The organism is Comamonas kerstersii, assembly GCF_002056725.1.
In the GTDB taxonomy this organism is placed as follows: Bacteria; Pseudomonadota; Gammaproteobacteria; order Burkholderiales; family Burkholderiaceae_C; genus Comamonas; species Comamonas kerstersii.
This window is the reverse complement of record NZ_CP020121.1, coordinates 145,754-165,679: the sequence shown is the minus strand read 5'-3', so window position 1 is coordinate 165,679 and position 19,926 is coordinate 145,754. Positions and strand designations below refer to the sequence as shown.

Below are 19,926 nucleotides of genomic sequence, written 5' to 3'. Positions count from 1 at the left end.
CCTTTGTTTTTCTGCGGTAGCAGCTTCTTTTTATGAAGCGGCTGGCAGCGTGATGCGGGTTTCCAGGCCTGGCGATGCATTGCGCCAGACGATGCTACCCTGATGCAGCTGCATGATGGCGCGCACGCTGGCCAGGCCAATGCCGTGCCCTGGTAGATGCTGATGGCTGCTGGCGCGAAAGAAGTGGCTGCCCAGCCGTGGCAGAACCTCCTCAGGCACACCGTGCCCATGGTCACGCAGCAGCAAGATGACTTGCCCCTGCTGCTGATACAGGCGCACATCCAGCTGCAGCAGGCCTTCTGTATTGCCACCATATTTGAGAAAGTTGTCCAGCAGATTGGACAGCGCATTGGCCAGCAGGTGTGACTCGGCCATGACCCAGCCTTCGCAGTCCCAGTGGGTATGCAACTGTACGCCGCGCTCTACAAAAATAGGCTCGTAATACTCCAGCACGTCCTGCAGCACGGTGCGTATGGCCATGCGCTCAAAGCGCTGCTGGCCGATGCCAGACTCCACCTCTGCCAGCAGCAGCATTTTGGTGAACAGGCGACTGAGTTGCTGCAGCTCGGCCTGCGCCAGCTCCAGTTGTGCCTGGCGCAGGGCCGGTGGCCCATCCGTGGCCGCCTGAATGTGGCGTAGCGTGCGGTTCAGCGGGGTGCGCAGGTTGTGCGCCACCATGTTGGAGACGTGGCGTATGCCATGCACCAGCTGCTCGAGCTGTTCGAGCATGGTGTTGATGTCCTGCTCCAGTCGGCTGAATTCGTCCTGGTGGGCATTGGGCGGCAGGCGAAAGTGCAGATTGCCCTTGCCTGCCTGATGCATGGCGCGGCGCAAGGCAGCGGCGCGCTGGTCCATCAGGCGGCGAAAGCCCAGGGCCGCAGCCAGCGACAGCACGATGACCAGTGCCAGTGCCGTGCCAGTGGCTTTGAAGTAGCGGTCGCGAATGTCGGTGAGCGGCTGCAGATCACTGCCTGCAAGCAGGTAGCGGCCATCGTCCAGCAGATGCAGTTGCACCCGGCCCATGAAGCTGCGCGTTTCCTGCTCCAGCGCTACATCCTGCAGGTGAGGGCCAGGCTGCAGTCCTGCCAGGGTGGCTACGGCATTGCCAGCCCAGACCTGGCCGTCAGCGCTTTGCAGAATCAGCACTTCGGTCTGGCTGTCGATGCCATCGGCCAGCAAGGTATCAATTTCGTTTTTCAGGCCCAGTGGACCTTGCTGCGCGTAGGTGCTCAGCAGGCGCTTGCTGGTGCGCATGGCATAGTCATCGAGCTGCTGGCTGACGCGGCCTACGATTTCCACGTAGTACACGCTGAAGATGCCTGCGAGGATGGCGAGCACCATGATGCCAAAGCCCAGTGCCAGCCGGAACGAGCTGGATTGCCAGGTATGCTGCAGGCCCTTAAGGCGTGGGGATGTCAATGCTGTACCCTACGCCGCGCACCGTGCGAATAACAGATGGCCCATTTTTGCCATCTATTTTCTGGCGCAAATGGCTGATGTGCACGTCGATAATATTGGTCTCGGGCTGGAAATCATATTCCCAGATATTTTCCAGCACCATGCTGCGCGTAACAGTCTGGCCAGCATTTTTGATCAGATAAGCCAGTAATTTAAATTCACGGGTATTGAGTGGTATTTTTTCTTCGCCGCGATGTACGGTGTGTTTGAGCAAATCTATGCGTAAATTACCAAGTGTCAGTGTGTGTGCCTGCTCCTGCGCGGTGGAGTTGCTGCGGCGCATGACGGCTTCGATGCGTGCTTCCAGTTCTTCCATTAAAAATGGTTTGGGAAGATAATCATCAGCCCCTGCTTTGAGGCAGCGCACACGCTCTTCGGTTTGCCCCAGAGCGCTGACCACAATCACAGGCCACTGGTGGCCCATGGCACGCATGGCTTTCAGAATATCGAGGCCATCCACTTCATTCGGTAGCATGCGGTCAAGCAGTACCACATCCCAGGGTTGAGATAGTGCTGCTTTCAGGCCTTCGCTGCCATTGGTAATGTGGGTGATCGAATATTCAGTCGATAAAAGATTTTCGCAAATATATTGCGCAATCTCGGTATCGTCTTCAATCAATAAAATATTTTTCATGGATTGAAACCCCTGAGCAAAAAAGTGCTGCAGGGGTTGGGGGCTATGAAGCTTGGAGCTTAGCTTGGAATGTATCTTCTGCGCAGCGTGCGCTGTAAAAACTTGAAGAGGGTCCAGCACAGCATGGCGGCCGTAATGGCCAGCAGGGTAGCGCTGATGGGGCGCTCAAAAAAGATGCTGGGGTCGCCACGCGAGAGCAGCAGCGTGCGGCGCAGGTTCTCTTCCACCATGGGCCCGAGGATATAGCCCAGCAGCAGTGGCGCAGCTTCAAAGCGCAGCAGCATGAACAGATAGCCCAGAATGCCGAAGATGGCGACCATGTAGATGTCAAAGTTGTTGTTGTTGACGCTGTACACGCCCAGTGCCACGAACACCAGAATGGCAGGGTAGAGCCACTTGAATGGGATGCGCAGCAGTGACACCCAGATGCCAATGGTCGGAATGTTCAGCAGCACCAGCATGATGTTGCCAATGGCAAAGCTCACGACCAGGCCCCAGAACATTTCGGGTTGCTCGTTGATGAGCGTGGGGCCAGGCTGAATGCCGTGAATGATCAGTGCGCCCAGCATGATGGCCATGACAGCATCGCCCGGAATGCCCAGCGACAGCGAAGGCACAAAGGCAGTCTGCGCGGCGGCGTTATTGGCCGACTCTGGTGCAGAAATGCCCTGTACGGCGCCATGCCCAAACTCTTCGGGACGCTTGGCGACCTTTTTTTCTACGGCATAGGCCATGAAGGCGGCAATCGAGGGGCCTACGCCAGGCAGTGCGCCCAAGGCGGAGCCGATGACAGAACCTCGGAACATGGCGGGGTAACCGCGGTTCATCTCCTGCTTGGCAGGGATCATGGAGCGCAGCGTGACTTTCTCGACCTTCTTGGCGTCATCCTGACCGTGAATGCCGCGCACCACTTCCGAGACGCCAAACAGACCCATGGCCAGCGCCACCAGGTTGATGCCATCCATCAGTTCGGGCACATCCATGGTGTAGCGCGCAGCGCCGGAGTTCACATCTGTGCCTACCATGCCCAGCAGCACGCCCATGACCATCATGGCCAGGCCCTTGACCGGTGAGCCACTGCCCATGGAAGACGCTGCGACCAGGCCCATGACCATCATGGCGAACAGTTCAGCAGGGCCAAACTTCAGGCCTACCTCAGCGATGGTGGGTGAAAACAGAATCAGCAGGGCAAGGCCGAACATGGCCCCAAACAGGGAGGCAATGGTCGTAATGAATAAGGCAATACCAGCCTTGCCTTTCTTGGCCATGGGATAGCCATCCAGACAGGTCACCGCTGCAGCAGGCCCCCCGGGTAAGTTCATCAGGATGGACGCCGTGGAGCCGCCATACTGCGCGCCGTAGTACACCCCGGCCAGCATTACGATGGCTGCAGTGGGTGACATGTGGTAGGTCATGGGCAGCAGCAGAGAAATGGCTGCCAGTGCGCCAATGCCGGGCAAGACGCCTACGGCCGTACCCAGAAACACGCCGAAGAAGCAATACCAGAGTACCGTGGGGTCTGAGGCAACGCGCAGACCTAATAAGAGGTTGTCAAATAATTCCATTTTTTATAATTCTGGGAAAAGGGAAATAGTCATATCCAGCCCTGCCACAAAAATCAGGGAGGTAATGATGGCAATCGCAATGGCAAGCACGCCTCTGACGCCAAAATTCATGCGCTTTGGCATGGTGGCAATCAAGACGGCAATCACGGTGCTGAGGAAAACACCCAGCATCTGCAGACTAAATGCAAATACCACCAGCGAAGCGGTAGATGCCAGCAGACTGTCCCAGTCAACTTCAATACGTTCCCCTTTTCGGAAAAAAGCGGGAACCATGATAAAAATGCCAAGCACAAATAGCACCCAGCCCAGTACCATGGGCATATAGCCAGGCCCCATACGGGCGGCTGTGCCAAAACTGTAATTCTGTGCGCCTATGGCAAAGAAAAGGCCGACGATGCAGACGAATATGCCAGCAATAATGTCTCTGAAATCTCTGTTTAGCATTACACCTCCATTGTGCAGAGTGGCCTATTTTTGAATGGAGGAGAGGTGGTAATCTTTTGTGATACTACGTATACATGATGAATGTTAAAAATAATTAATGTGGTTGGTTAATTATTTTTAATGCTTGTATGAGATTTGTTGATTTAAGCATGTAAATAATTAACTGTAATTAATGCTGAATACCTTTGAAGGCATCAGCTTGAAGAAAAAATAATGTGCAAAAACAACAAAAAAGGCCCAGCAGGGCCTTGGCGCAAGGTGGCTGCAGCCTGAGTGGCTAGATGCCTACGGGCAGCTGCTCCTCCACTTCCTGTGCGGACTGTGGGCGTGTCACGCGGCCGATTTCTTCGCCGTTGCGCAGCACGACCAGCGTGGGCCAGAGCTTGACCTTGAAGTGGCGGCCCAGCTTGCGCCCGGGGCCGTCTTCGATCTTGATGTGGGTGATGTCGCGGCGATCCTGCAGCGCTTCACGCAGCAAAGGCTGGGCACCCTGGCAGTGGGGGCACCAGTCGACGCCAAATTCCACGGCAACAGTGCCGGGCAGGTCGGCCAGGTCTTCAGGGCTGGGGGCAGGGTCGGTAAAAGCAGTCGCAAAAGGCATGGCAAAACTCCGAAGCTAATGCTGCTTTATCGCCCCATGCGGCACTGCCGTCAATCCGCAGTGTTATTTATTTTGTAGCGCCTGCAGCTCGTCCAGCGTATTGGCGTTGGCAAAGGCCTGTGGATCATCGCCCGGCAGATCAAAGCGGCACAGGGCCTGGCGGTGCTGGCTGGTCCAGGCGTCAATCTTGCGGCCGCCTTCGTGCACAAAGGTCTGCAGGCTGGGCAGCAGGCTGTGGTGCAGCAGGGCAAACACGGGCTGGGGGCGGACTTGCAGTGTGCCATCGCGGCCCACTTCAGGCCCAGCGGCAAGCACGATCTGGGCGTCTTGCTGTGCAGCCACCGCCGTCATGCGGGCAGCAAGGTCCTGTGGAAAGCAGGGGCTGTCGCAGGGCACGGTCAGCAGCCAGTCGGTGCTGCAGTGCGTCAGGCCGGTCAGAAAGCCAGCCAGGGGGCCGGCGTAGTCGGGCAGCACATCGGTGTGTACGGGCACGCCGAACTGGGCGTAGTGCTCCAGGCTGCGGTTGGCATTGAGCATGCAGTGGCCTACCTGGCGCTGCAGTCGCTGCAGGGCATGCAGAGCCAGCGGCACACCGTGAAAGGGTTGCAGCCCTTTGTCCACGCCGCCCATGCGGCTGCCACGGCCGCCGGCCAGCACCATGCCGGTGATGTCTTGGATGGCAATAGAAGCTGTGGTGCTCATGGCTTCAGCCGCCGATGTAGCTCATTTCCACGCGCTTGCGGCCTTGTGCCGCTTCCGGTGGCAGGCTGGCGCGGATTTCGGAGTAGCGGTCATTGCGCTGGCCCCAGATGTGCGCCATGGCGTTGCTGATGGTGGCGTCGTCTGCGCCGTTGCGCAGCAGGTCACGCAAGTCCCAGCCCTGGTCGGCAAACAGGCACAGGTACAGGCGGCCTTCTGTGGACAGGCGTGCACGGTTGCAGTCGCCGCAGAAGGCCTGGGTCACGCTGCTGATGACGCCAATTTCGCCCAGCGCCGGGTCGTGCTTGCCATCGGCACCTGCATAGCCCCAGCGCTTGGCGGTTTCGCCAGGGGCAGAAGGCTCCAGCTGCACCAGAGGCATTTCAGCGTGTATGAGCTGGAGCACTTCGGCCGATGGCAGGACTTCGTCCATGCACCAGCCGTTGGTCGCACCCACATCCATGTATTCAATAAAGCGCAGCGTCACGCCGGTGCCACGGAAATGGCGAGCCATGGGCAGGATCTGGTCTACGTTGGTGCTGCGCTTGACCACCATGTTGACCTTGATGTCCTGCAACCCCGCTTCGCGCGCGGCTTCAATGCCGTCCAGCACATCGGCCACAGGAAAGTCCACATCGTTCATGCGGCGGAAGGTGGCGTCATCCAGCCCGTCCAGGCTGACGGTGACACGCTTGAGACCCGCATTCTTGAGCAGCTGGGCCTTGCGGCGCAGCAGCGAGCCATTGGTCGTCAGGGTGATGTCCAGCTCCTGACCCTCCGGAGTGCACAGAGCAGCAAGCTGGGCGATGAGCTGGTCCAGGTCTTTGCGCAGCAGCGGCTCGCCGCCTGTCAGACGGAACTTGCGCACGCCGTGTGCAATGAACAGGCGTGCCAGGCGGGTGATCTCTTCGAAGCTCAGCAGTGCCTTGTGGGGCAGGTAGGGGTAGGCTTTGTCAAAGACTTCCTTGGGCATGCAGTAGGCGCAGCGGAAGTTGCAGCGGTCTGTGACGCTGATGCGCAGATCACGCAGTGCGCGCGCGCGCTGATCCAGCAACTGCCCAGTGGGAGCAATATGTGCTGTATTGAGTGGCGCCTGCAGTACGCCGTACCGTTGTTCCACCACAGGGATTACGCGATCAACCATAGGGGCGAGATTGTGCCGCAAGCGCTTCGGCGCTGCTGGGGAGGGGGTTTGGTGCTGCAGGGATAGTCTTCAGCTCTGCGTGGTTTTGCAATTTTCCTGCGCAGCAGGCGGCATGGGCTGCCCTTTGCCTTCAGGCAGTATCCAGCCCACAAACTGGGGGTAGTACTGTGCGACGGCGGGGCCGTTGAAGTCCCAGCCTTTGCAGCGGCCCAGATAGGCGGGTGGCTGGTCAGGGCCGCTATCAAAGGCAGACACAATGCTTTGAAATGTGGCGGTCGCCATGCTTTGCAGCAGCTCTCGCATATGGGTGCAGCCCGCAATGCCGCCCAGATGGGTCTCAATGGCTTTGCGCCAGCCACGTGCCATGCAGCAGCCCACCATGCCTTGCATGGCATCCAGCGCTGTGGGACAGCCTTGTACAGGATGGGCATCCATCGCCGCTTCAATGGCATGGACGACCAGCTGGGTGTCCACCGTCACGCGAAGCAGCATGTGGTGAATGGGCTCGCCTGCCTTGCGCATGCCTTCTCCATTGACGCGTGGCATGTCCATGGCCTTGCTGTCTATGAGTTCGCCCTCGATGTCCCACAGGCCATCGGCGCGTTCAAAACTGCGAAAGTTCACTTGGCGGATGTGCTGCGGGGTGCGGGCAACAGTGGGTGTGGAAAGCGGCATGGGCGTGGTGTGAAAAAGCATGGTGTGCTGGCAAAGACCAGCGGCAATCTGGCCATCATTGTGGATATGGGCTGGTATGCGGTCAGTCACCAAGGTAACTTTTTATCAGCCAAATTGGCTTCTAGGGCCTATGCTGCAAGCGCTGGGTGCTATGCATTTGATTTAGGACTTCGCCCTATGGACAAGCCTGTGGGCAAGCCGGACCATGCCTGCATATGCTTGTCATGTGGAGGCAGTGGCGATGAAAACCCTGGTCGATCAACTCTCGCAGTACGCGGACTATCACCGCGATGCACGCAACATCCTCACGCACTTCTTGGGTGTGCCCATGATTTTGCTGGCCGTGGTCATCGTGCTGTCGCGCCCGGCATGGGAATGGGGCGGTGCGGGTGTAGCGCTCAGTCCTGCGGTGCTGGCAGCACTGGCCGCGAGCATCTACTACATGCTGCTTGATATGCGCTATGGCCTGACCTTGGCGCTGGTGCTGGGCGTCATGCTGGCGCTGGGCGCCTGGCTGGCCCAGCAAAGTACGGCGCTGTGGCTGGGCTGGGGCGTGGGGCTGTTTGTGGTGGGCTGGATCATCCAGTTCGTGGGGCACTACTGGGAAGGGCGCAAGCCGGCTTTCTTTGATGACATCGTGGGGCTGTTGATCGGCCCATTGTTTGTGCTGGCTGAAATGGGGTTTGCGCTGGGGCTGCGCAAGGAGGTGCAGCAGGCCATCGAGCAGCGCTCCGGCCCCGTGCGTACTTCAGCGCGTGCTGCCTTGTAAATGCGGTTTGCGCGGATATTCCAGGGGTTTGAAAGAAGCGCGCAAGGGCATGCCTCTAAAATCTTCAGGTTTTCCCCCAATTGGGGGCATTTGTTTCACAACCTGATCAACCATCATGTCCTTCGAAAAACTGACTCCCGGCAAGAACGCCCCTGAAACTTTCAACGTAGTGATCGAAATCTCCGCGAATGCCGATCCTGTGAAGTACGAAGTGGACAAGGAAACAGGCTGCGTGTTTGTGGACCGCTTCATGGGCACTGCCATGCACTATCCCGTGAACTACGGTTATGTGCCCCAGACACTGGCTGGCGACGGTGACCCCGTGGACGTGCTGGTGATGACTCCCTTCCCCCTGCCTACAGGCGTGGTGGTGCCTTGCCGTGCCATCGGCATTCTGCACATGGAAGACGAAGGCGGCGTGGACGGCAAGGTGCTGGCTGTGCCTACCAAGAAGATCCTGCCAGCCTACGACAAGATCGAAAGCCTGGACGACGTCCATGAACTGACCCTGAACCAGATCGCTCACTTCTTCGAACACTACAAGGATCTGGAAAAGGGCAAGTGGGTCAAGGTGCTGGGCTGGAAGGGTATTGACGAAGCCAAGAAGGAAATCACCGACGGCATCGCCAACTACAACAAGGCCTGAAAAATAGATAGCGATAAAGGTAAAACCTTGGTCTCAGCCTAAGGCAAAGCTTTTTCTTTGTAAAAATTTGTTAATGTGCAGTCCCTGTAAAGGGCTGCACTTTTTTTTGCCTGTGTGCGGCGCGACAAGGTCTTTTTCAGGGAGATGAGATGCTTTTGGCAAACATGCGCATGGCTATCAAGCTGGGCATTGGCTTCGCTTTGGTCAGCATGCTGACGCTGCTGCTGGGTGCGGTTGCTTTATGGCAGATGCGGCACATGCATGCCAGTACGCAACTGGTGGTGCAGAACGCCATGCCCAGTGTTCTTTATCTGAGCAATCTGCGCAGTGACTGGAACCAGTTCAGGCGTGCTGAAGCCGGGGTGCTGAATGTCCAGAGCGTGGCAGAGATTGACGGTTATCAGACGCAGATACAGCGTGTGCTGCAGGAAATCCAGTCGTTGGAGCGTGCCTACCAGGCGCTGGAAACCGACGCCCAGGAGCAGCAGCTGATGGCTCGCTACGAGCAGTTGCGTGAGCAGTACATGGAAATACACCGCAGCTTCCTGCAAGCTGCGCGTGAGAAAGACTACAACGAGCTGGAAGGCGATCTGCTGCTGGGCGACATGGTCACCAACATCTATGTAGGCGTGGCGGAGCCCGTGTTCGTACAGCTGGTAGAGGTGCTGGGTGAGCTGGCGCAGCTGAGCCGAAAGGGCGCAGATGAGGCGGAGCAGCAGGTGCAGCGCAGCTTTCAGTTTGCCAATACCTGGGTGCTGCTCGGCATGGGGCTGAGCACCTTGCTGGCCATTGTGCTGGGCTGGCGCATCACCCGGTCGGTCACTGTGCCTGCCAAGCAGGCTGTCAGCGTGGCGCGTGGCATTGCCGATGGTGACCTGACGCAGCCTATCCCTCTGGCTGGCAAGGACGAAATGGGGGTGCTGCTGCAGGAGCTGGGGCAGATGCGTGACAACCTGGAGCAGGTGGTGGCGCAGGTGCGCTCTAATGCCGATGGTGTCTTCACCGCCAGCGAGCAAATCGCCAGCGGTAACCATGACCTGTCGACCCGCACGGAAGAGCAGGCCAGTGCCTTGCAGCAGACGGCAGCATCCATGGAGCAGATGGCATCGACGGCACGCCACAACGCAGAAAACGCGATGCAGGCCAATCAGCTGGCAGTCAATGCCTCCCAGGTGGCGCAGCGCGGTGGCGAGGTGGTGCAGCAGGTGGTGCAGACCATGCACGGCATTGATGCCAGCAGTCAGAAGATTGCCGACATCATCGGTGTGATCGATGGTATTGCTTTTCAGACCAATATCCTGGCGCTGAATGCTGCGGTGGAAGCAGCACGTGCTGGTGAACAGGGCCGTGGTTTTGCCGTGGTGGCGGGCGAGGTGCGTTCGCTGGCAGGTCGCAGCGCGGAAGCTGCCAAGGAGATCAAGCAGCTGATTGCTGAGAGCGTAGACCGCGTGGGCCAGGGCTCCAGTCTGGTGGCCGAAGCAGGTCACACCATGCAGGAAGTTGTGCATGCCATCCGCCGTGTGGCAGATTTGGTGGCAGAAATCAGTGCGGCCAGCCGAGAGCAAAGCCAGGGCGTGGGACAGGTGAGCGAGGCTATTGTGCAAATGGACCAGAGCACCCAGCAAAATGCAGCCTTGGTGGAAGAAAGTGCAGCTGCGGCCTCTGGTCTGCAGCGTCAGGCCAGGGATTTGGTAGAGTCCGTATCGCGTTTCAAGGTTCAGCAGCAGGCGCTGGTTCGTCAGCCGGCGGTACAGCCCGTGCAGACATCTGCCCCCATGCCAGCACCAGTCAGCATCCAGCCTGCGGTAAAGCCTGTGCAGCAGGAAAAGCCCGCGGAAGCTGTGCAGCCTGCGGTGAAGGCGGTTTCCAGGGCCGCTGCGCCAGCTCCAGCCAAACCACTGGCGGTTACACAGACGGCTTCTGAAGACGACTGGGAAACCTTCTGACGCAGGCCGCAGACCTGCACATTCAAGACACACCCCATGCCGTGCTGGCATGGGGTGTTCTTGCATCTACGCCTGCGAAGCTGCTGGAGCTAGGGCGGTTGTGCATAAGGACTCCTGCTCCCTTGCTGTGGATCTGGGCGGAGGGAGTGATAATCCCCCCTTATTTGTAAACCGGCTGTTCTGCGCAATAGCCGCTGGCGCTGAGGCCGCAGGGCTCACACATTTCATGACCACTTCTATCTGCATCGCTCAACTCAATTTTGTGGCGGGAGACTTGAGCGGTAACGCACAAAAAGTTATCGAAGCCGCGCAGCAGGCACATGCACAGGGAGCCGCGTTGCTGGTAACGCCCGAGCTGGCCCTGTGTGGCTACGCTGCTGAAGACTTGCTGCTGCGTCCCGCTTTTCAGCAGGCCAGTGATGAAGCACTGCAGACCGTGGTGGAAGCCAGCAAGCAGTGGCCAGGGCTGACACTGCTGGTTGGGCATGCACAGGCAGTGGAAGGCAGTACATTGCGCCGCAATGCAGCCAGCTGGATTGCTAACGGACAGGTGCTGGGCACTTACAGCAAGCAGGCATTGCCCAACTATGGTGTGTTTGACGAGAAGCGTTATTTTCTGCCCGGTCAGCAGGCCGGTGTGATGGACCTGCAAGGAGTCCGTGCCGGTGTGCTGATCTGTGAAGACGCCTGGGTGCGAGAGCCTGCACAGGCGGCTAAGGCCGCTGGTGCGCAGATGCTGCTGGTGCTCAATGCTTCGCCTTGGCATCTGGGCAAGCAGTCCGAGCGCGAAGCCGTACTGGCGCAGCGTGCCCGCGAAACTGGGCTGCCGGTGGTCTATGCCCATCTTGTGGGCGGCCAGGACGAGCTGGTATTTGATGGCAGCAGCTTTGCATTGCAGGCGGATGGCACTGTGGCTGTACGTGCTCCGTCGTTCGAGCAGGCACTGGCTGAAGTGCGCTTGCAGCAGACCGCAGGCATTGTGCAGGTATCGGGTGTGGTGACTCCTGTTCAGGAGGACAACGCCTGTCTGTGGAAGGCCCTGGTGCTGGCCGTGCGCGACTATGTGGGCAAGAATCGCTTTCCCGGTGCGCTGCTGGGTTTGTCGGGCGGTATTGATTCCGCACTGGTGCTGGCCATTGCCGTGGATGCACTGGGCAAGGACAAGGTGCGTACGGTGATGATGCCTTCACCCTACACCGCAGACATCAGCTGGAAAGACGCGCAGGAAATGGCAGACCGTGTGGGCGTGCGCCATGAAGTGATTGATATTGCTCCGCAATTTGAAGCATTCAAGGCAGCATTGGCCTCGCAATTTCAAGGTTTACCTGAAGATACAACGGAAGAGAATCTGCAGGCCCGCATTCGTGGTACCTTGCTGATGGCCATGTCCAACAAGTTTGGCTCTATTGTGCTGACAACAGGCAATAAGAGCGAAATGGCTACGGGCTACTGCACGCTCTACGGCGACATGGCAGGTGGCTTTGCCGTCATCAAGGATGTATTCAAGACCCGGGTGTTTGAGCTGGCACGCTGGCGCAATGCCAATGATCCTTTTGGAACGGGTCTGAATCCGATTCCAGAACGCATCATTACGCGCCCGCCCAGCGCAGAGTTGCGTCCTGATCAGAAGGACGAAGACAGTCTGCCTGCTTATCCTGTGCTGGACGATATTGTTCGCCGTTATATGGAAAATGACGAGCCTGTTGAAGCCATCGTGGCCGCAGGTCACGACAGCGGTGACGTCGAGCGCGTGGTTCGGTTGATCCGGGTGAATGAATACAAGCGCAGGCAGGCCCCGATGGGGCCGCGCCTGACGCAGCGTTGCTTTGGTAAGGACTGGCGCATGCCGATTACCAACGGATTCAGACGCTGAAATCTGGTTTCTCGTATTGATTGATTAAGTTAAAAAATTCCACTGGAGCCTGACACCATGAAAATGATTACAGCCATCATCAAGCCATTCAAGCTGGAGGAAGTGCGTGAAGCATTGGCGGAATGTGGCGTCACGGGTCTGACCGTGACTGAAGTGAAGGGTTTTGGCCGCCAGAAGGGCCATACCGAGCTGTACCGTGGTGCAGAGTACGTGGTGGATTTTCTGCCCAAGGTGAAGATTGAGGTGGTCGTTGCTTCCGAAGATGCGGACCGATGTGTAGACGCCATCGTGACCGCAGCGCGCACAGGCAAGATCGGTGACGGCAAGATTTTTGTATCGCCCGTGGAAAAGGTAGTGCGCATTCGCACCGGCGATCTGGACGGCTCTGCCATCTAATCGCACAGAGGCGTTGCCCATGAAAAAAGCGATCCTTTGGGATCGCTTTTTGTGTGGGTCAGATCACGTGGCGCAGGTCCTTGCTTTCTGGCACCAGTCCAGCGGACTCGACCAGGAACTGCATCAGCGCGGCAATGTCGCTGTCCGCCTTGATCAGATCCATCTGCCAGGCGCCCATGAAGCCTTGTGTGACGGTGGATTGCAGAAACTGCAGCATGCTGGTGTAGTAGTTCTCTACGTTGAGCAGGCCCACGGGCTTGTCGTGATAGCCCAGCTGGCGCCAGGTCCACACTTCAAACAATTCTTCAAAGGTGCCAATACCGCCGGGCAGGGCCAGAAAAGCATCGCTGCGCTCAGCCATCATGGCCTTGCGCTCATGCATGTTGGCGACGATGTGCAATTCATCGCAGGACTGGTTGGCCAGCTCTTTGTCTACCAGTGCTCGGGGAATGACGCCTACCACACGGCCGCCAGCTGCCTTGGTGGCTTCGGCCACAATGCCCATCAGACCGGTGCGGCCGCCCCCGTAGACCAGCTGACCACCACGCTGGCCAATCCATGTGCCTACGGCACGCGCAGCTTCTGCATACACCGGCAACTCGCCAGGGCGCGAGCCACAGTACACGCAGATCGAAAAAGCAGGGGTGAAGTCAGTCATGAGAGGTTCTTGGTAGATGAAGTCAGTGTTCAGCGCTGCGATGAGGGTGTGGGCGCAGGTGCATCAATCAGACGCGTACCAGCTAGCACATCGTGCAGAAACTGGCGCTGTGGGTGAAAGCGGCTGAGCAGGGCCCAGACAGCGATCCAGCCCAGTGTGAGCACCGCCACTTCAGCCATGGGCAGATGAAACGGTGCCAGAGCAGCCAGCGGTGGCAGCAGCCAGACCCAGCATAGCGCATAACGGGCCAGTGCACGCACGCGCGTGAGGGGGCGGCCATTGTTGTCTACCACCTGGATGCGCCAGGTTTTCATGGCCAGCGTCTGGCCTTTGCTCCAGAAAAACGCAAAGTACATGCCCAGCACCACGAACAGCACAGCCTGCAGTGTGCGGGGTGACAGCGGTGCGCCAAACAGCACGCCAGCTGTGCCGAGTACGATGCCGCCGACAAACACGACGCCGAACAGCAGCAGACTTTCATACAGCCAGCAGGCCATGCGGCGGCGCAGACTGGGGGCTTGCAGAGGAACGTGGGTGGTGGAAGAGGTAGGGGCAGACATGCAGGCAGGCTTATCCATCAAATGCCCCAGACAGCAGGGCTGTTTATTGTGCCGGTGCTGGTGCGTGCTCAGGTGCTGGATCTGATTGATGTGCGTCAAGATCTTGCGCAGGTGCAGGATCTTCCGCAGGCAGTGGCGGAAGCTCCATGCTGGGCATGGATTGCGGCACGGTAATGGGCAGAGCCGTCACCTCGGGTGGCGCGGCAAACGCTGGCTGAGGATGCTCAACAGGCGGAAGCTGCAGGGCTGGGGCAGCCTGTGGTGTGGCAATGGGCTGCGTCTCCACAATCACTGGGTGTGACACAGTCGGTGTGCTGGGCGCTGGTGCTGGCTGGGGCTTGGGTACGGCAATTCTGCGCTTGGCTTTTTTGGCGGCACGTGCCTTGCGGGCCTGCTCCGCCAGGCGCTGCTTTTCCGCAGCGCTCAGTGCCTGGTATTCATCCCATTTGGTCTGCAATTCCTGTGCGGACAGGCGCTTGGTGCTCTCAAAATTCAGTCGTGCCTGGTTGCGCTGCTGGGCGCTGAGGCTGGCCCAGGTCGTCATGCGGCTGACCAGCTTGGTGCGCTCGGATTCATCCATCTTGGGGTAGCGGTCCGCCAGGACCAGCCAGCGGCGCTTGGCCAGCGCACCCATGGCGTTCCAGTGCTCGCGCAGCGGCATCAGAATCTGGCGCTGGGTTTCTGAGAGTTCGCGCCATGCGGGGCCGGATGAACTCAGGCGCAGCCGGGGGGCGTGTGTGCTGCTGCTCAAGGAGGCGTGGCTGGTGTTGTCTACCGCCATATAGGCTGGCACGGTGCTAGGGGCCATGGCCACCTGTCCCATGCACCAGATGCCACCTGCTGCCAGACCCAGCAACAGCACGCTCGCCAGACTGATGGCGAAGACAGATGTGCGGGAGCTTGTGGGGTGTTCAGCGGTCAGGGGCATGTAGTGCCAAGTGTAAAGCGGCCCGCGTCCAGTCTGAATGGAACGGGCCGCGATTGCGGTCAGGGTGTGTCGGAAACGGTTGCTTGCAGGTATTGCTGGAAGCCGGGGTCAGTATAGGCGGCAGGGGGCAGTTCACTGGTCAGCAGGGCTGCATCCACTTCGGCAATATCAACAGTGGCGCGGCTGTCCTGGTCGATGCCGATAAAGGTCAGCGCACCAGCCAGTGCCACCAGCGGCAGCGCCGTCAGCAGGCGGCGCAGCCAGATGGGGGTGTTGTCCTGCATGGGAGCGCCCAGGCTCAATGTGCCGTCGGCATTGCCAAGCAGGCTGCTGGCTGCTTCGGTCTGGCGCACGCGCAGTGGGCTGCTTTCGCGCTTGCGAACAGACAGTGCCTGCATGCGTGCTGCGCGCAGGCGCTCAGTGACCACGTACGGCAGCTCCGCATTGGCCATGGACAGGTGCGCAGTCAGCTTACGGGCAAATTGCTCGGCCGCATGTTCATTCTGGTGCGAAGGTGTGGTCATAACTCAATTCCTTTGGCTTTGAGCGCTTTGCTCAGCGACTGGATGGCCCGGAAACAATGTGTTTTTACACTGCCTTCTGAGCATCCCATGGTCGCTGCTGTCTCGGCAACATCCATGTCTTCCCAATAACGCAGCAAGAAGGCTTCTCGTTGACGCGCAGGCAAAGATTGAATTTCATTTTCAATACTTTTTAACAATTGCATACGCTGCGTCAGCGTTTCGGCGCTTTGTGCAGTTTCTTGCCCACTGTCTGTTGCATAGGTCTGCATCCAGTCAAATTCACTGCTGTCTGGGTCATCGTTATGTGCGATGTCACCCATATTCGCAAACAGTGCATTGTGCGTTTTCTGTCGGCGAAACCAGTCCAGCGTGCAGTTAGACAGGATGCGGTGAAACAGCATGGGTAGTTCCGCGACCGGCTTGTCACCATAGTGCTGGGACAGCTTGATCATGCTGTCCTGGACGATATCCAAGGCCGCTTCTTCGTCACGGACGTGGTAGAGCGCGCGCTTGAAAGCACGTTTTTCCACGCTTTTGAGGAAGTCTGAGAGCTCTTGTTCGGTGGCCAAGGCAGTAGTGCTCGGTAGGTCTGGAACGCACGAAACTGCAGGTCAGGATAGAGCCCTCTGCAGAATGTGGCAAAGCGGCCATTATCGCATTACGTTGTCAAACCCCCTCAATACCGTTAGCCAAAGTCGATGTTGCAGTGCCATAATGGCTGCTTGCAATTCAAACAAAAAGGCAAACGGGTCAAGGTCCGGCGTTTACCAATTTCGCCCATGTCCTTGGTCTTAAGTCCTGAACCGATCCCACAAGGATTTTGGCAAGGGGCACCCTAGGTTTTTCGTTAGAGAAATTCACAAAGGTTGATCATGGAAATCTCCAAAGCAGAACAAGCCAGCGCAGCGGCAGCTGCTTCTCAGGCTGGTACCCAAGAGTTGATGGGTGCCGAAATCCTTGTCAAATCACTCGAAGCAGAAGGCGTCAAGCAGCTGTGGGGCTACCCCGGCGGTGCAGTGCTGTACATCTACGACGCGCTGTACAAGCAAAACGGCATCGAGCACGTGCTGGTGCGCCATGAGCAGGCGGCGGTGCATGCGGCTGATGGCTATGCCCGAGCGACCGGCGATGTGGGCGTGGCGCTGGTGACATCCGGCCCCGGCCTGACCAATGCCGTGACTGGTATTGCTACTGCTTATACCGATTCGATTCCTCTGGTGGTGATCAGCGGCCAGACTTCCACGGCAGCGATCGGCACCGATGCATTCCAGGAATGCGACACCGTGGGCATCACCCGCCCCATCGTCAAGCACAACTTCCTGGTGAAAGATGTGCGTGACCTGGCCCTCACCATGAAGAAGGCCTTTCACGTGGCGCGCACTGGCCGCCCTGGCCCTGTGGTGGTGGACATTCCCAAGGACGTTTCTTTCAAGAAGGCGTCTTACAGCGGCTATCCACAGTCGGTGGAAATGCGCTCCTACAACCCCGCGAAGAAGGGCCACTCCGGCCAGATTCGCAAGGCGCTGCAGTTGCTGCTGAGCGCCAAGCGCCCCTATATCTATACCGGCGGCGGTGTGCTGCTGGGTAATGCCTGCCAGGAGCTGCGTACCTTGGTGGACATGCTCGGCTACCCCGTGACCCATACCCTGATGGGGCTGGGCGCATACCCTGCCAGCGACCGCAAGTTTCTGGGCATGCTGGGCATGCACGGCACGATCGAGGCCAACAACGCCATGCAGAACTGCGACGTGCTGCTGGCCGTGGGCGCACGCTTTGATGACCGCGTGGTGGGCAACCCCAAGCACTTCATGTCGGTAGAACGCAAGATCATCCACATCGACATTGATCCTTCCTCGATCTCCAAGCGTGTGAAGGTGGATGTGCCTATCGTGGGTGACGTCAAGGACGTGCTGACCGAGCTGATCGCCATGATTAAGGAAGCCACGACCCGCCCCGACGAAGGTGCGCTGGCACAGTGGTGGAGCCAGATTGAAGCCTGGCGCAGCCGTGACTGCCTGCAGTTTGACCGCAGCAAGAAGGATGTGATCAAGCCCCAGGCCGTGGTGGAAACGCTGTGGAACATGACCAAGGGTGAGGATGTGTACATCACGTCTGACGTTGGTCAGCACCAGATGTGGGCGGCACAGTTTTACCGCTTTGATGAGCCACGTCGCTGGATCAACTCCGGTGGTCTGGGCACCATGGGTGTGGGCCTGCCTTACGCCATGGGCATCAAGCTGGCCAAGCCTCAGGCGGAAGTCTTCTGTATCACGGGCGAAGGCTCGATCCAGATGAACATCCAGGAGCTGGCTACCTGCCGCCAGTACAACACGCCTGTCATCATCTGCGCGCTGAACAACCGCTTCCTGGGTATGGTGCGTCAGTGGCAGGAAATTGAATACTCCGGTCGCTACTCCAGCAGCTACATGGACTCGCTGCCCGACTTCGTGAAGCTGGCTGAAGCCTATGGCCACGCCGGCATTCTGGTGGAAGACCCCGCCAAGGTGGAGTGGGCCCTGCAGGAAGCACGCCGCATTGCGCGTGAAGAAAACAAGTGCGTGTTCCTGGACTTCCGCACCGACCCCACGGAGAACGTGTTCCCCATGGTGCAGGCCGGCAAGGGTATCACGGAAATGCTGCTTGGTCCTGATGATCTGTAAAAACCATAGCTGCTAGCGCTTGCTGGCAGCGGTTTTGCAAATCATTTCATACGCAAAAGCAGATTTAATCTGCGCTAAGCGCTCTCAAATTTGACGAATCTATTGTCCACCAAGCCCGCAGCTTACCGGTTGCGGGGGAGGGTGGCGAAAAGAGGAATCTGGACATGAAACACATCATTGCCGTGCTGCTCGAAAACGAGCCCGGAGCCCTGTCGCGCGTGGTGGGCCTGTTCTCGGCCCGTGGCTACAACATCGAGTCCCTGACCGTAGCCCCCACGGAAGACCCCTCGCTGTCGCGCATGACGATTCAGACCACGGGGTCGGATGACATCATCGAGCAAATCACCAAGCACCTGAATCGCTTGATTGAAGTCGTCAAAGTGGTGGACCTGACCGAAGGTGCCTACACCGAGCGTGAACTCATGATGGTCAAGGTGCGCGCCGTGGGCAAGGAGCGCGAAGAGATGAAGCGCATGGCGGACATCTTCCGCGGCCGCATCATCGACGTGACCGAAAAGAGCTATACGATCGAGCTGACGGGCGACCAGTCCAAGAACGATGCCTTCCTGCAGGCCATCGACCGTACTGCGATTCTGGAGACCGTGCGCACCGGCGCATCCGGTATTGGCCGTGGCGAACGCATCCTGCGTGTGTAATGCGCAGACGTCAGACACTGAATTTTCACAACCCTACAACCCCTATAAGCAACTGGAGCCAACTATGAAAGTTTTCTACGACAAAGACTGTGATCTGAGCCTGATCAAGAGCAAGACTGTGGCCATCATCGGCTACGGCAGCCAGGGCCACGCCCACGCACAAAACCTGAACGACAGCGGCGTGAAAGTCATTGTCGGTCTGCGCAAGGGCGGTGCTTCCTGGGACAAGGTGGGCAAGGCTGGCCTGACCGTGATGGAAGTGGATGAAGCGGTGAAGGCTGCAGACGTGGTCATGATCCTGCTGCCCGACGAAAACATCCCCGAGGTGTACAAGAACAACGTTGAGCCCAACATCAAGCAAGGCGCTGTGCTGGCTTTCGCTCACGGCTTCAACGTGCACTACAACCAGGTGGTGCCCCGCGCTGACCTGGACGTGATCATGGTTGCTCCCAAGGGCCCTGGCCACACCGTGCGCTCCGAATACCTGAAGGGCGGCGGCGTACCTTCGCTGATCGCTGTGTACCAGGATCGCTCCGGCAAGGCGCGTGACATCGCTCTGTCCTACGCTTCTGCCAACGGCGGCGGCAAGGGTGGCATCATCGAGACCAACTTCAAGGAAGAAACCGAAACTGACCTGTTCGGCGAGCAAGCCGTGCTGTGCGGCGGTGCCGTGGAGCTGGTGAAGATGGGCTTCGAAACCTTGACCGAAGCTGGCTACGCGCCCGAGATGGCCTACTTCGAGTGCCTGCACGAGCTGAAACTGATTGTGGACCTGATGTACGAAGGCGGCATTGCCAACATGAACTACTCCATCTCCAACAACGCGGAGTATGGCGAGTACGTGACTGGCCCCGAAGTCATCAACGAAGAGTCTCGCAAGGCCATGCGCAACGCTCTGAAGCGCATCCAAAGCGGTGAATACGCCAAGATGTTCATCAGCGAAGGTCGCCTGAACTATCCTTCGATGACTGCACGCCGTCGCCAGAACGCCGATCACGCCATCGAGCAAGTGGGCGGCCAACTGCGCGCCATGATGCCCTGGATCGCCAAGAATAAGCTGGTGGACCAGACCCGCAACTAATCACCGTTG

The 19,926-nt window shown here is 58.5% G+C and carries 21 protein-coding genes; 8 read left to right on the top strand and 13 right to left on the bottom strand.

Annotation, left to right across the window (positions count from 1 at the left end; genetic code table 11):
* Window positions 1-30 precede the first annotated feature (30 nt).
* From B5M06_RS00775 to B5M06_RS00740, 8 genes are all read right to left on the bottom strand, one after another.
* The gene (locus B5M06_RS00775; protein WP_054064920.1) at window positions 31-1,419 is read right to left on the bottom strand and encodes a sensor histidine kinase; all 1,389 of its coding nucleotides are present in this window, start codon (window positions 1,417-1,419) and stop codon (window positions 31-33) included.
* Window positions 1,400-2,092, bottom strand: a complete 693-nt coding sequence (locus B5M06_RS00770) for a response regulator transcription factor (protein WP_054064921.1) — start codon at window positions 2,090-2,092, stop codon at window positions 1,400-1,402. Before B5M06_RS00770 ends, B5M06_RS00775 begins: the two co-directional genes overlap by 20 nt.
* Before the next feature lie 59 nt (window positions 2,093-2,151).
* Window positions 2,152-3,657: a tripartite tricarboxylate transporter permease gene (locus B5M06_RS00765; protein WP_054064922.1), complete on the bottom strand. Its 1,506-nt coding sequence runs from the start codon at window positions 3,655-3,657 to the stop codon at window positions 2,152-2,154.
* Window positions 3,658-3,660: 3 nt separating this feature from the next.
* Window positions 3,661-4,101, bottom strand: a complete 441-nt coding sequence (locus B5M06_RS00760; RefSeq protein ID WP_077344529.1) for a tripartite tricarboxylate transporter TctB family protein — start codon at window positions 4,099-4,101, stop codon at window positions 3,661-3,663.
* A 277-nt stretch (window positions 4,102-4,378) separates the two neighbouring features.
* Complete coding sequence (locus B5M06_RS00755; RefSeq protein WP_054064924.1) at window positions 4,379-4,702, bottom strand: thioredoxin family protein; 324 nt, start codon at window positions 4,700-4,702, stop codon at window positions 4,379-4,381.
* A gap of 63 nt (window positions 4,703-4,765) precedes the next feature.
* The gene (gene mobA, locus B5M06_RS00750; protein ID WP_054064925.1) at window positions 4,766-5,404 is read right to left on the bottom strand and encodes a molybdenum cofactor guanylyltransferase MobA; all 639 of its coding nucleotides are present in this window, start codon (window positions 5,402-5,404) and stop codon (window positions 4,766-4,768) included.
* Window positions 5,405-5,408: 4 nt separating this feature from the next.
* Window positions 5,409-6,545: a GTP 3',8-cyclase MoaA gene (gene moaA, locus B5M06_RS00745; protein ID WP_054064926.1), complete on the bottom strand. Its 1,137-nt coding sequence runs from the start codon at window positions 6,543-6,545 to the stop codon at window positions 5,409-5,411.
* A 69-nt stretch (window positions 6,546-6,614) separates the two neighbouring features.
* Entirely contained in the window at window positions 6,615-7,220 is a 606-nt protein-coding gene (locus B5M06_RS00740; protein ID WP_054064927.1) for a DUF2889 domain-containing protein, read from the bottom strand.
* A gap of 241 nt (window positions 7,221-7,461) precedes the next feature.
* Between B5M06_RS00740 and B5M06_RS00735 the strand changes: the two genes are divergently transcribed.
* From B5M06_RS00735 to B5M06_RS00715, 5 genes are all read left to right on the top strand, one after another.
* The gene (locus B5M06_RS00735; RefSeq protein WP_054064928.1) at window positions 7,462-7,989 is read left to right on the top strand and encodes an Mpo1 family 2-hydroxy fatty acid dioxygenase; all 528 of its coding nucleotides are present in this window, start codon (window positions 7,462-7,464) and stop codon (window positions 7,987-7,989) included.
* Between the two features lie 115 nt (window positions 7,990-8,104).
* Entirely contained in the window at window positions 8,105-8,635 is a 531-nt protein-coding gene (gene ppa, locus B5M06_RS00730; RefSeq protein ID WP_054064929.1) for an inorganic diphosphatase, read from the top strand.
* Window positions 8,636-8,784: 149 nt separating this feature from the next.
* Window positions 8,785-10,581 carry a methyl-accepting chemotaxis protein gene (locus tag B5M06_RS17630; RefSeq protein WP_054064930.1) on the top strand — a complete coding sequence of 599 codons (1,797 nt, stop codon included), beginning with the start codon at window positions 8,785-8,787 and terminating at the stop codon, window positions 10,579-10,581.
* Between the two features lie 226 nt (window positions 10,582-10,807).
* Window positions 10,808-12,454, top strand: a complete 1,647-nt coding sequence (locus B5M06_RS00720; RefSeq protein WP_054064931.1) for an NAD+ synthase — start codon at window positions 10,808-10,810, stop codon at window positions 12,452-12,454.
* A 57-nt stretch (window positions 12,455-12,511) separates the two neighbouring features.
* A complete protein-coding gene (locus B5M06_RS00715; protein ID WP_054064932.1) occupies window positions 12,512-12,850 on the top strand; it encodes a P-II family nitrogen regulator in 339 nt (112 codons plus the stop codon).
* Between the two features lie 58 nt (window positions 12,851-12,908).
* Here the strand turns inward: B5M06_RS00715 and B5M06_RS00710 are convergent, their stop codons facing one another.
* The 5 genes from B5M06_RS00710 to B5M06_RS00690 all read right to left on the bottom strand — a co-directional run bounded on the left by B5M06_RS00710 (window position 12,909) and on the right by B5M06_RS00690 (window position 16,089).
* The gene (locus B5M06_RS00710) at window positions 12,909-13,508 is read right to left on the bottom strand and encodes an LOG family protein (RefSeq protein WP_054064933.1); all 600 of its coding nucleotides are present in this window, start codon (window positions 13,506-13,508) and stop codon (window positions 12,909-12,911) included.
* Window positions 13,509-13,537: 29 nt separating this feature from the next.
* Window positions 13,538-14,005 (bottom strand): RDD family protein, encoded by a 468-nt coding sequence (locus tag B5M06_RS00705; RefSeq protein WP_054064962.1) that lies wholly within the window; start codon window positions 14,003-14,005, stop codon window positions 13,538-13,540.
* A 106-nt stretch (window positions 14,006-14,111) separates the two neighbouring features.
* Window positions 14,112-14,996 carry a DUF3106 domain-containing protein gene (locus B5M06_RS00700; RefSeq protein WP_054064934.1) on the bottom strand — a complete coding sequence of 295 codons (885 nt, stop codon included), beginning with the start codon at window positions 14,994-14,996 and terminating at the stop codon, window positions 14,112-14,114.
* Between the two features lie 59 nt (window positions 14,997-15,055).
* The gene (locus B5M06_RS00695; RefSeq protein WP_054064935.1) at window positions 15,056-15,520 is read right to left on the bottom strand and encodes a DUF3619 family protein; all 465 of its coding nucleotides are present in this window, start codon (window positions 15,518-15,520) and stop codon (window positions 15,056-15,058) included.
* Window positions 15,517-16,089, bottom strand: a complete 573-nt coding sequence (locus tag B5M06_RS00690; RefSeq protein ID WP_054064936.1) for an RNA polymerase sigma factor — start codon at window positions 16,087-16,089, stop codon at window positions 15,517-15,519. The genes B5M06_RS00695 and B5M06_RS00690 overlap by 4 nt, the downstream gene beginning before the upstream one ends.
* A gap of 303 nt (window positions 16,090-16,392) precedes the next feature.
* On the opposite strand from B5M06_RS00690, the gene B5M06_RS00685 reads away from it, so the two are divergent.
* The 3 genes from B5M06_RS00685 to ilvC all read left to right on the top strand — a co-directional run bounded on the left by B5M06_RS00685 (window position 16,393) and on the right by ilvC (window position 19,917).
* Window positions 16,393-18,180, top strand: a complete 1,788-nt coding sequence (locus B5M06_RS00685) for an acetolactate synthase 3 catalytic subunit (protein ID WP_054064963.1) — start codon at window positions 16,393-16,395, stop codon at window positions 18,178-18,180.
* A 164-nt stretch (window positions 18,181-18,344) separates the two neighbouring features.
* Window positions 18,345-18,836: an acetolactate synthase small subunit gene (ilvN, locus tag B5M06_RS00680; RefSeq protein ID WP_042413352.1), complete on the top strand. Its 492-nt coding sequence runs from the start codon at window positions 18,345-18,347 to the stop codon at window positions 18,834-18,836.
* Between the two features lie 64 nt (window positions 18,837-18,900).
* Window positions 18,901-19,917 carry a ketol-acid reductoisomerase gene (gene ilvC, locus B5M06_RS00675; protein ID WP_054064937.1) on the top strand — a complete coding sequence of 339 codons (1,017 nt, stop codon included), beginning with the start codon at window positions 18,901-18,903 and terminating at the stop codon, window positions 19,915-19,917.
* Window positions 19,918-19,926 lie beyond the last annotated feature (9 nt).

Excerpts from the sequence above, each read along its gene's own strand:
- B5M06_RS00685 (WP_054064963.1), top strand. The coding sequence starts at position 16,393 with ATGGAAATCTCCAAAGCAGAACAAGCCAGCGCAGCGGCAGCTGCTTCT.
- ilvC (WP_054064937.1), top strand. The coding sequence starts at position 18,901 with ATGAAAGTTTTCTACGACAAAGACTGTGATCTGAGCCTGATCAAGAGC.
- B5M06_RS00770 (WP_054064921.1), bottom strand. The coding sequence starts at position 2,092 with ATGAAAAATATTTTATTGATTGAAGACGATACCGAGATTGCGCAATAT.
- B5M06_RS17630 (WP_054064930.1), top strand. The coding sequence starts at position 8,785 with ATGCTTTTGGCAAACATGCGCATGGCTATCAAGCTGGGCATTGGCTTC.
- B5M06_RS00735 (WP_054064928.1), top strand. The coding sequence starts at position 7,462 with ATGAAAACCCTGGTCGATCAACTCTCGCAGTACGCGGACTATCACCGC.
- moaA (WP_054064926.1), bottom strand. The coding sequence starts at position 6,545 with ATGGTTGATCGCGTAATCCCTGTGGTGGAACAACGGTACGGCGTACTG.
- B5M06_RS00755 (WP_054064924.1), bottom strand. The coding sequence starts at position 4,702 with ATGCCTTTTGCGACTGCTTTTACCGACCCTGCCCCCAGCCCTGAAGAC.
- B5M06_RS00740 (WP_054064927.1), bottom strand. The coding sequence starts at position 7,220 with ATGCCGCTTTCCACACCCACTGTTGCCCGCACCCCGCAGCACATCCGC.
- B5M06_RS00720 (WP_054064931.1), top strand. The coding sequence starts at position 10,808 with ATGACCACTTCTATCTGCATCGCTCAACTCAATTTTGTGGCGGGAGAC.
- B5M06_RS00765 (WP_054064922.1), bottom strand. The coding sequence starts at position 3,657 with ATGGAATTATTTGACAACCTCTTATTAGGTCTGCGCGTTGCCTCAGAC.
- B5M06_RS00695 (WP_054064935.1), bottom strand. The coding sequence starts at position 15,520 with ATGACCACACCTTCGCACCAGAATGAACATGCGGCCGAGCAATTTGCC.
- ilvN (WP_042413352.1), top strand. The coding sequence starts at position 18,345 with ATGAAACACATCATTGCCGTGCTGCTCGAAAACGAGCCCGGAGCCCTG.
- B5M06_RS00715 (WP_054064932.1), top strand. The coding sequence starts at position 12,512 with ATGAAAATGATTACAGCCATCATCAAGCCATTCAAGCTGGAGGAAGTG.
- B5M06_RS00710 (WP_054064933.1), bottom strand. The coding sequence starts at position 13,508 with ATGACTGACTTCACCCCTGCTTTTTCGATCTGCGTGTACTGTGGCTCG.
- B5M06_RS00705 (WP_054064962.1), bottom strand. The coding sequence starts at position 14,005 with ATGGCCTGCTGGCTGTATGAAAGTCTGCTGCTGTTCGGCGTCGTGTTT.
- B5M06_RS00700 (WP_054064934.1), bottom strand. The coding sequence starts at position 14,996 with ATGCCCCTGACCGCTGAACACCCCACAAGCTCCCGCACATCTGTCTTC.
- ppa (WP_054064929.1), top strand. The coding sequence starts at position 8,105 with ATGTCCTTCGAAAAACTGACTCCCGGCAAGAACGCCCCTGAAACTTTC.
- mobA (WP_054064925.1), bottom strand. The coding sequence starts at position 5,404 with ATGAGCACCACAGCTTCTATTGCCATCCAAGACATCACCGGCATGGTG.
- B5M06_RS00760 (WP_077344529.1), bottom strand. The coding sequence starts at position 4,101 with ATGCTAAACAGAGATTTCAGAGACATTATTGCTGGCATATTCGTCTGC.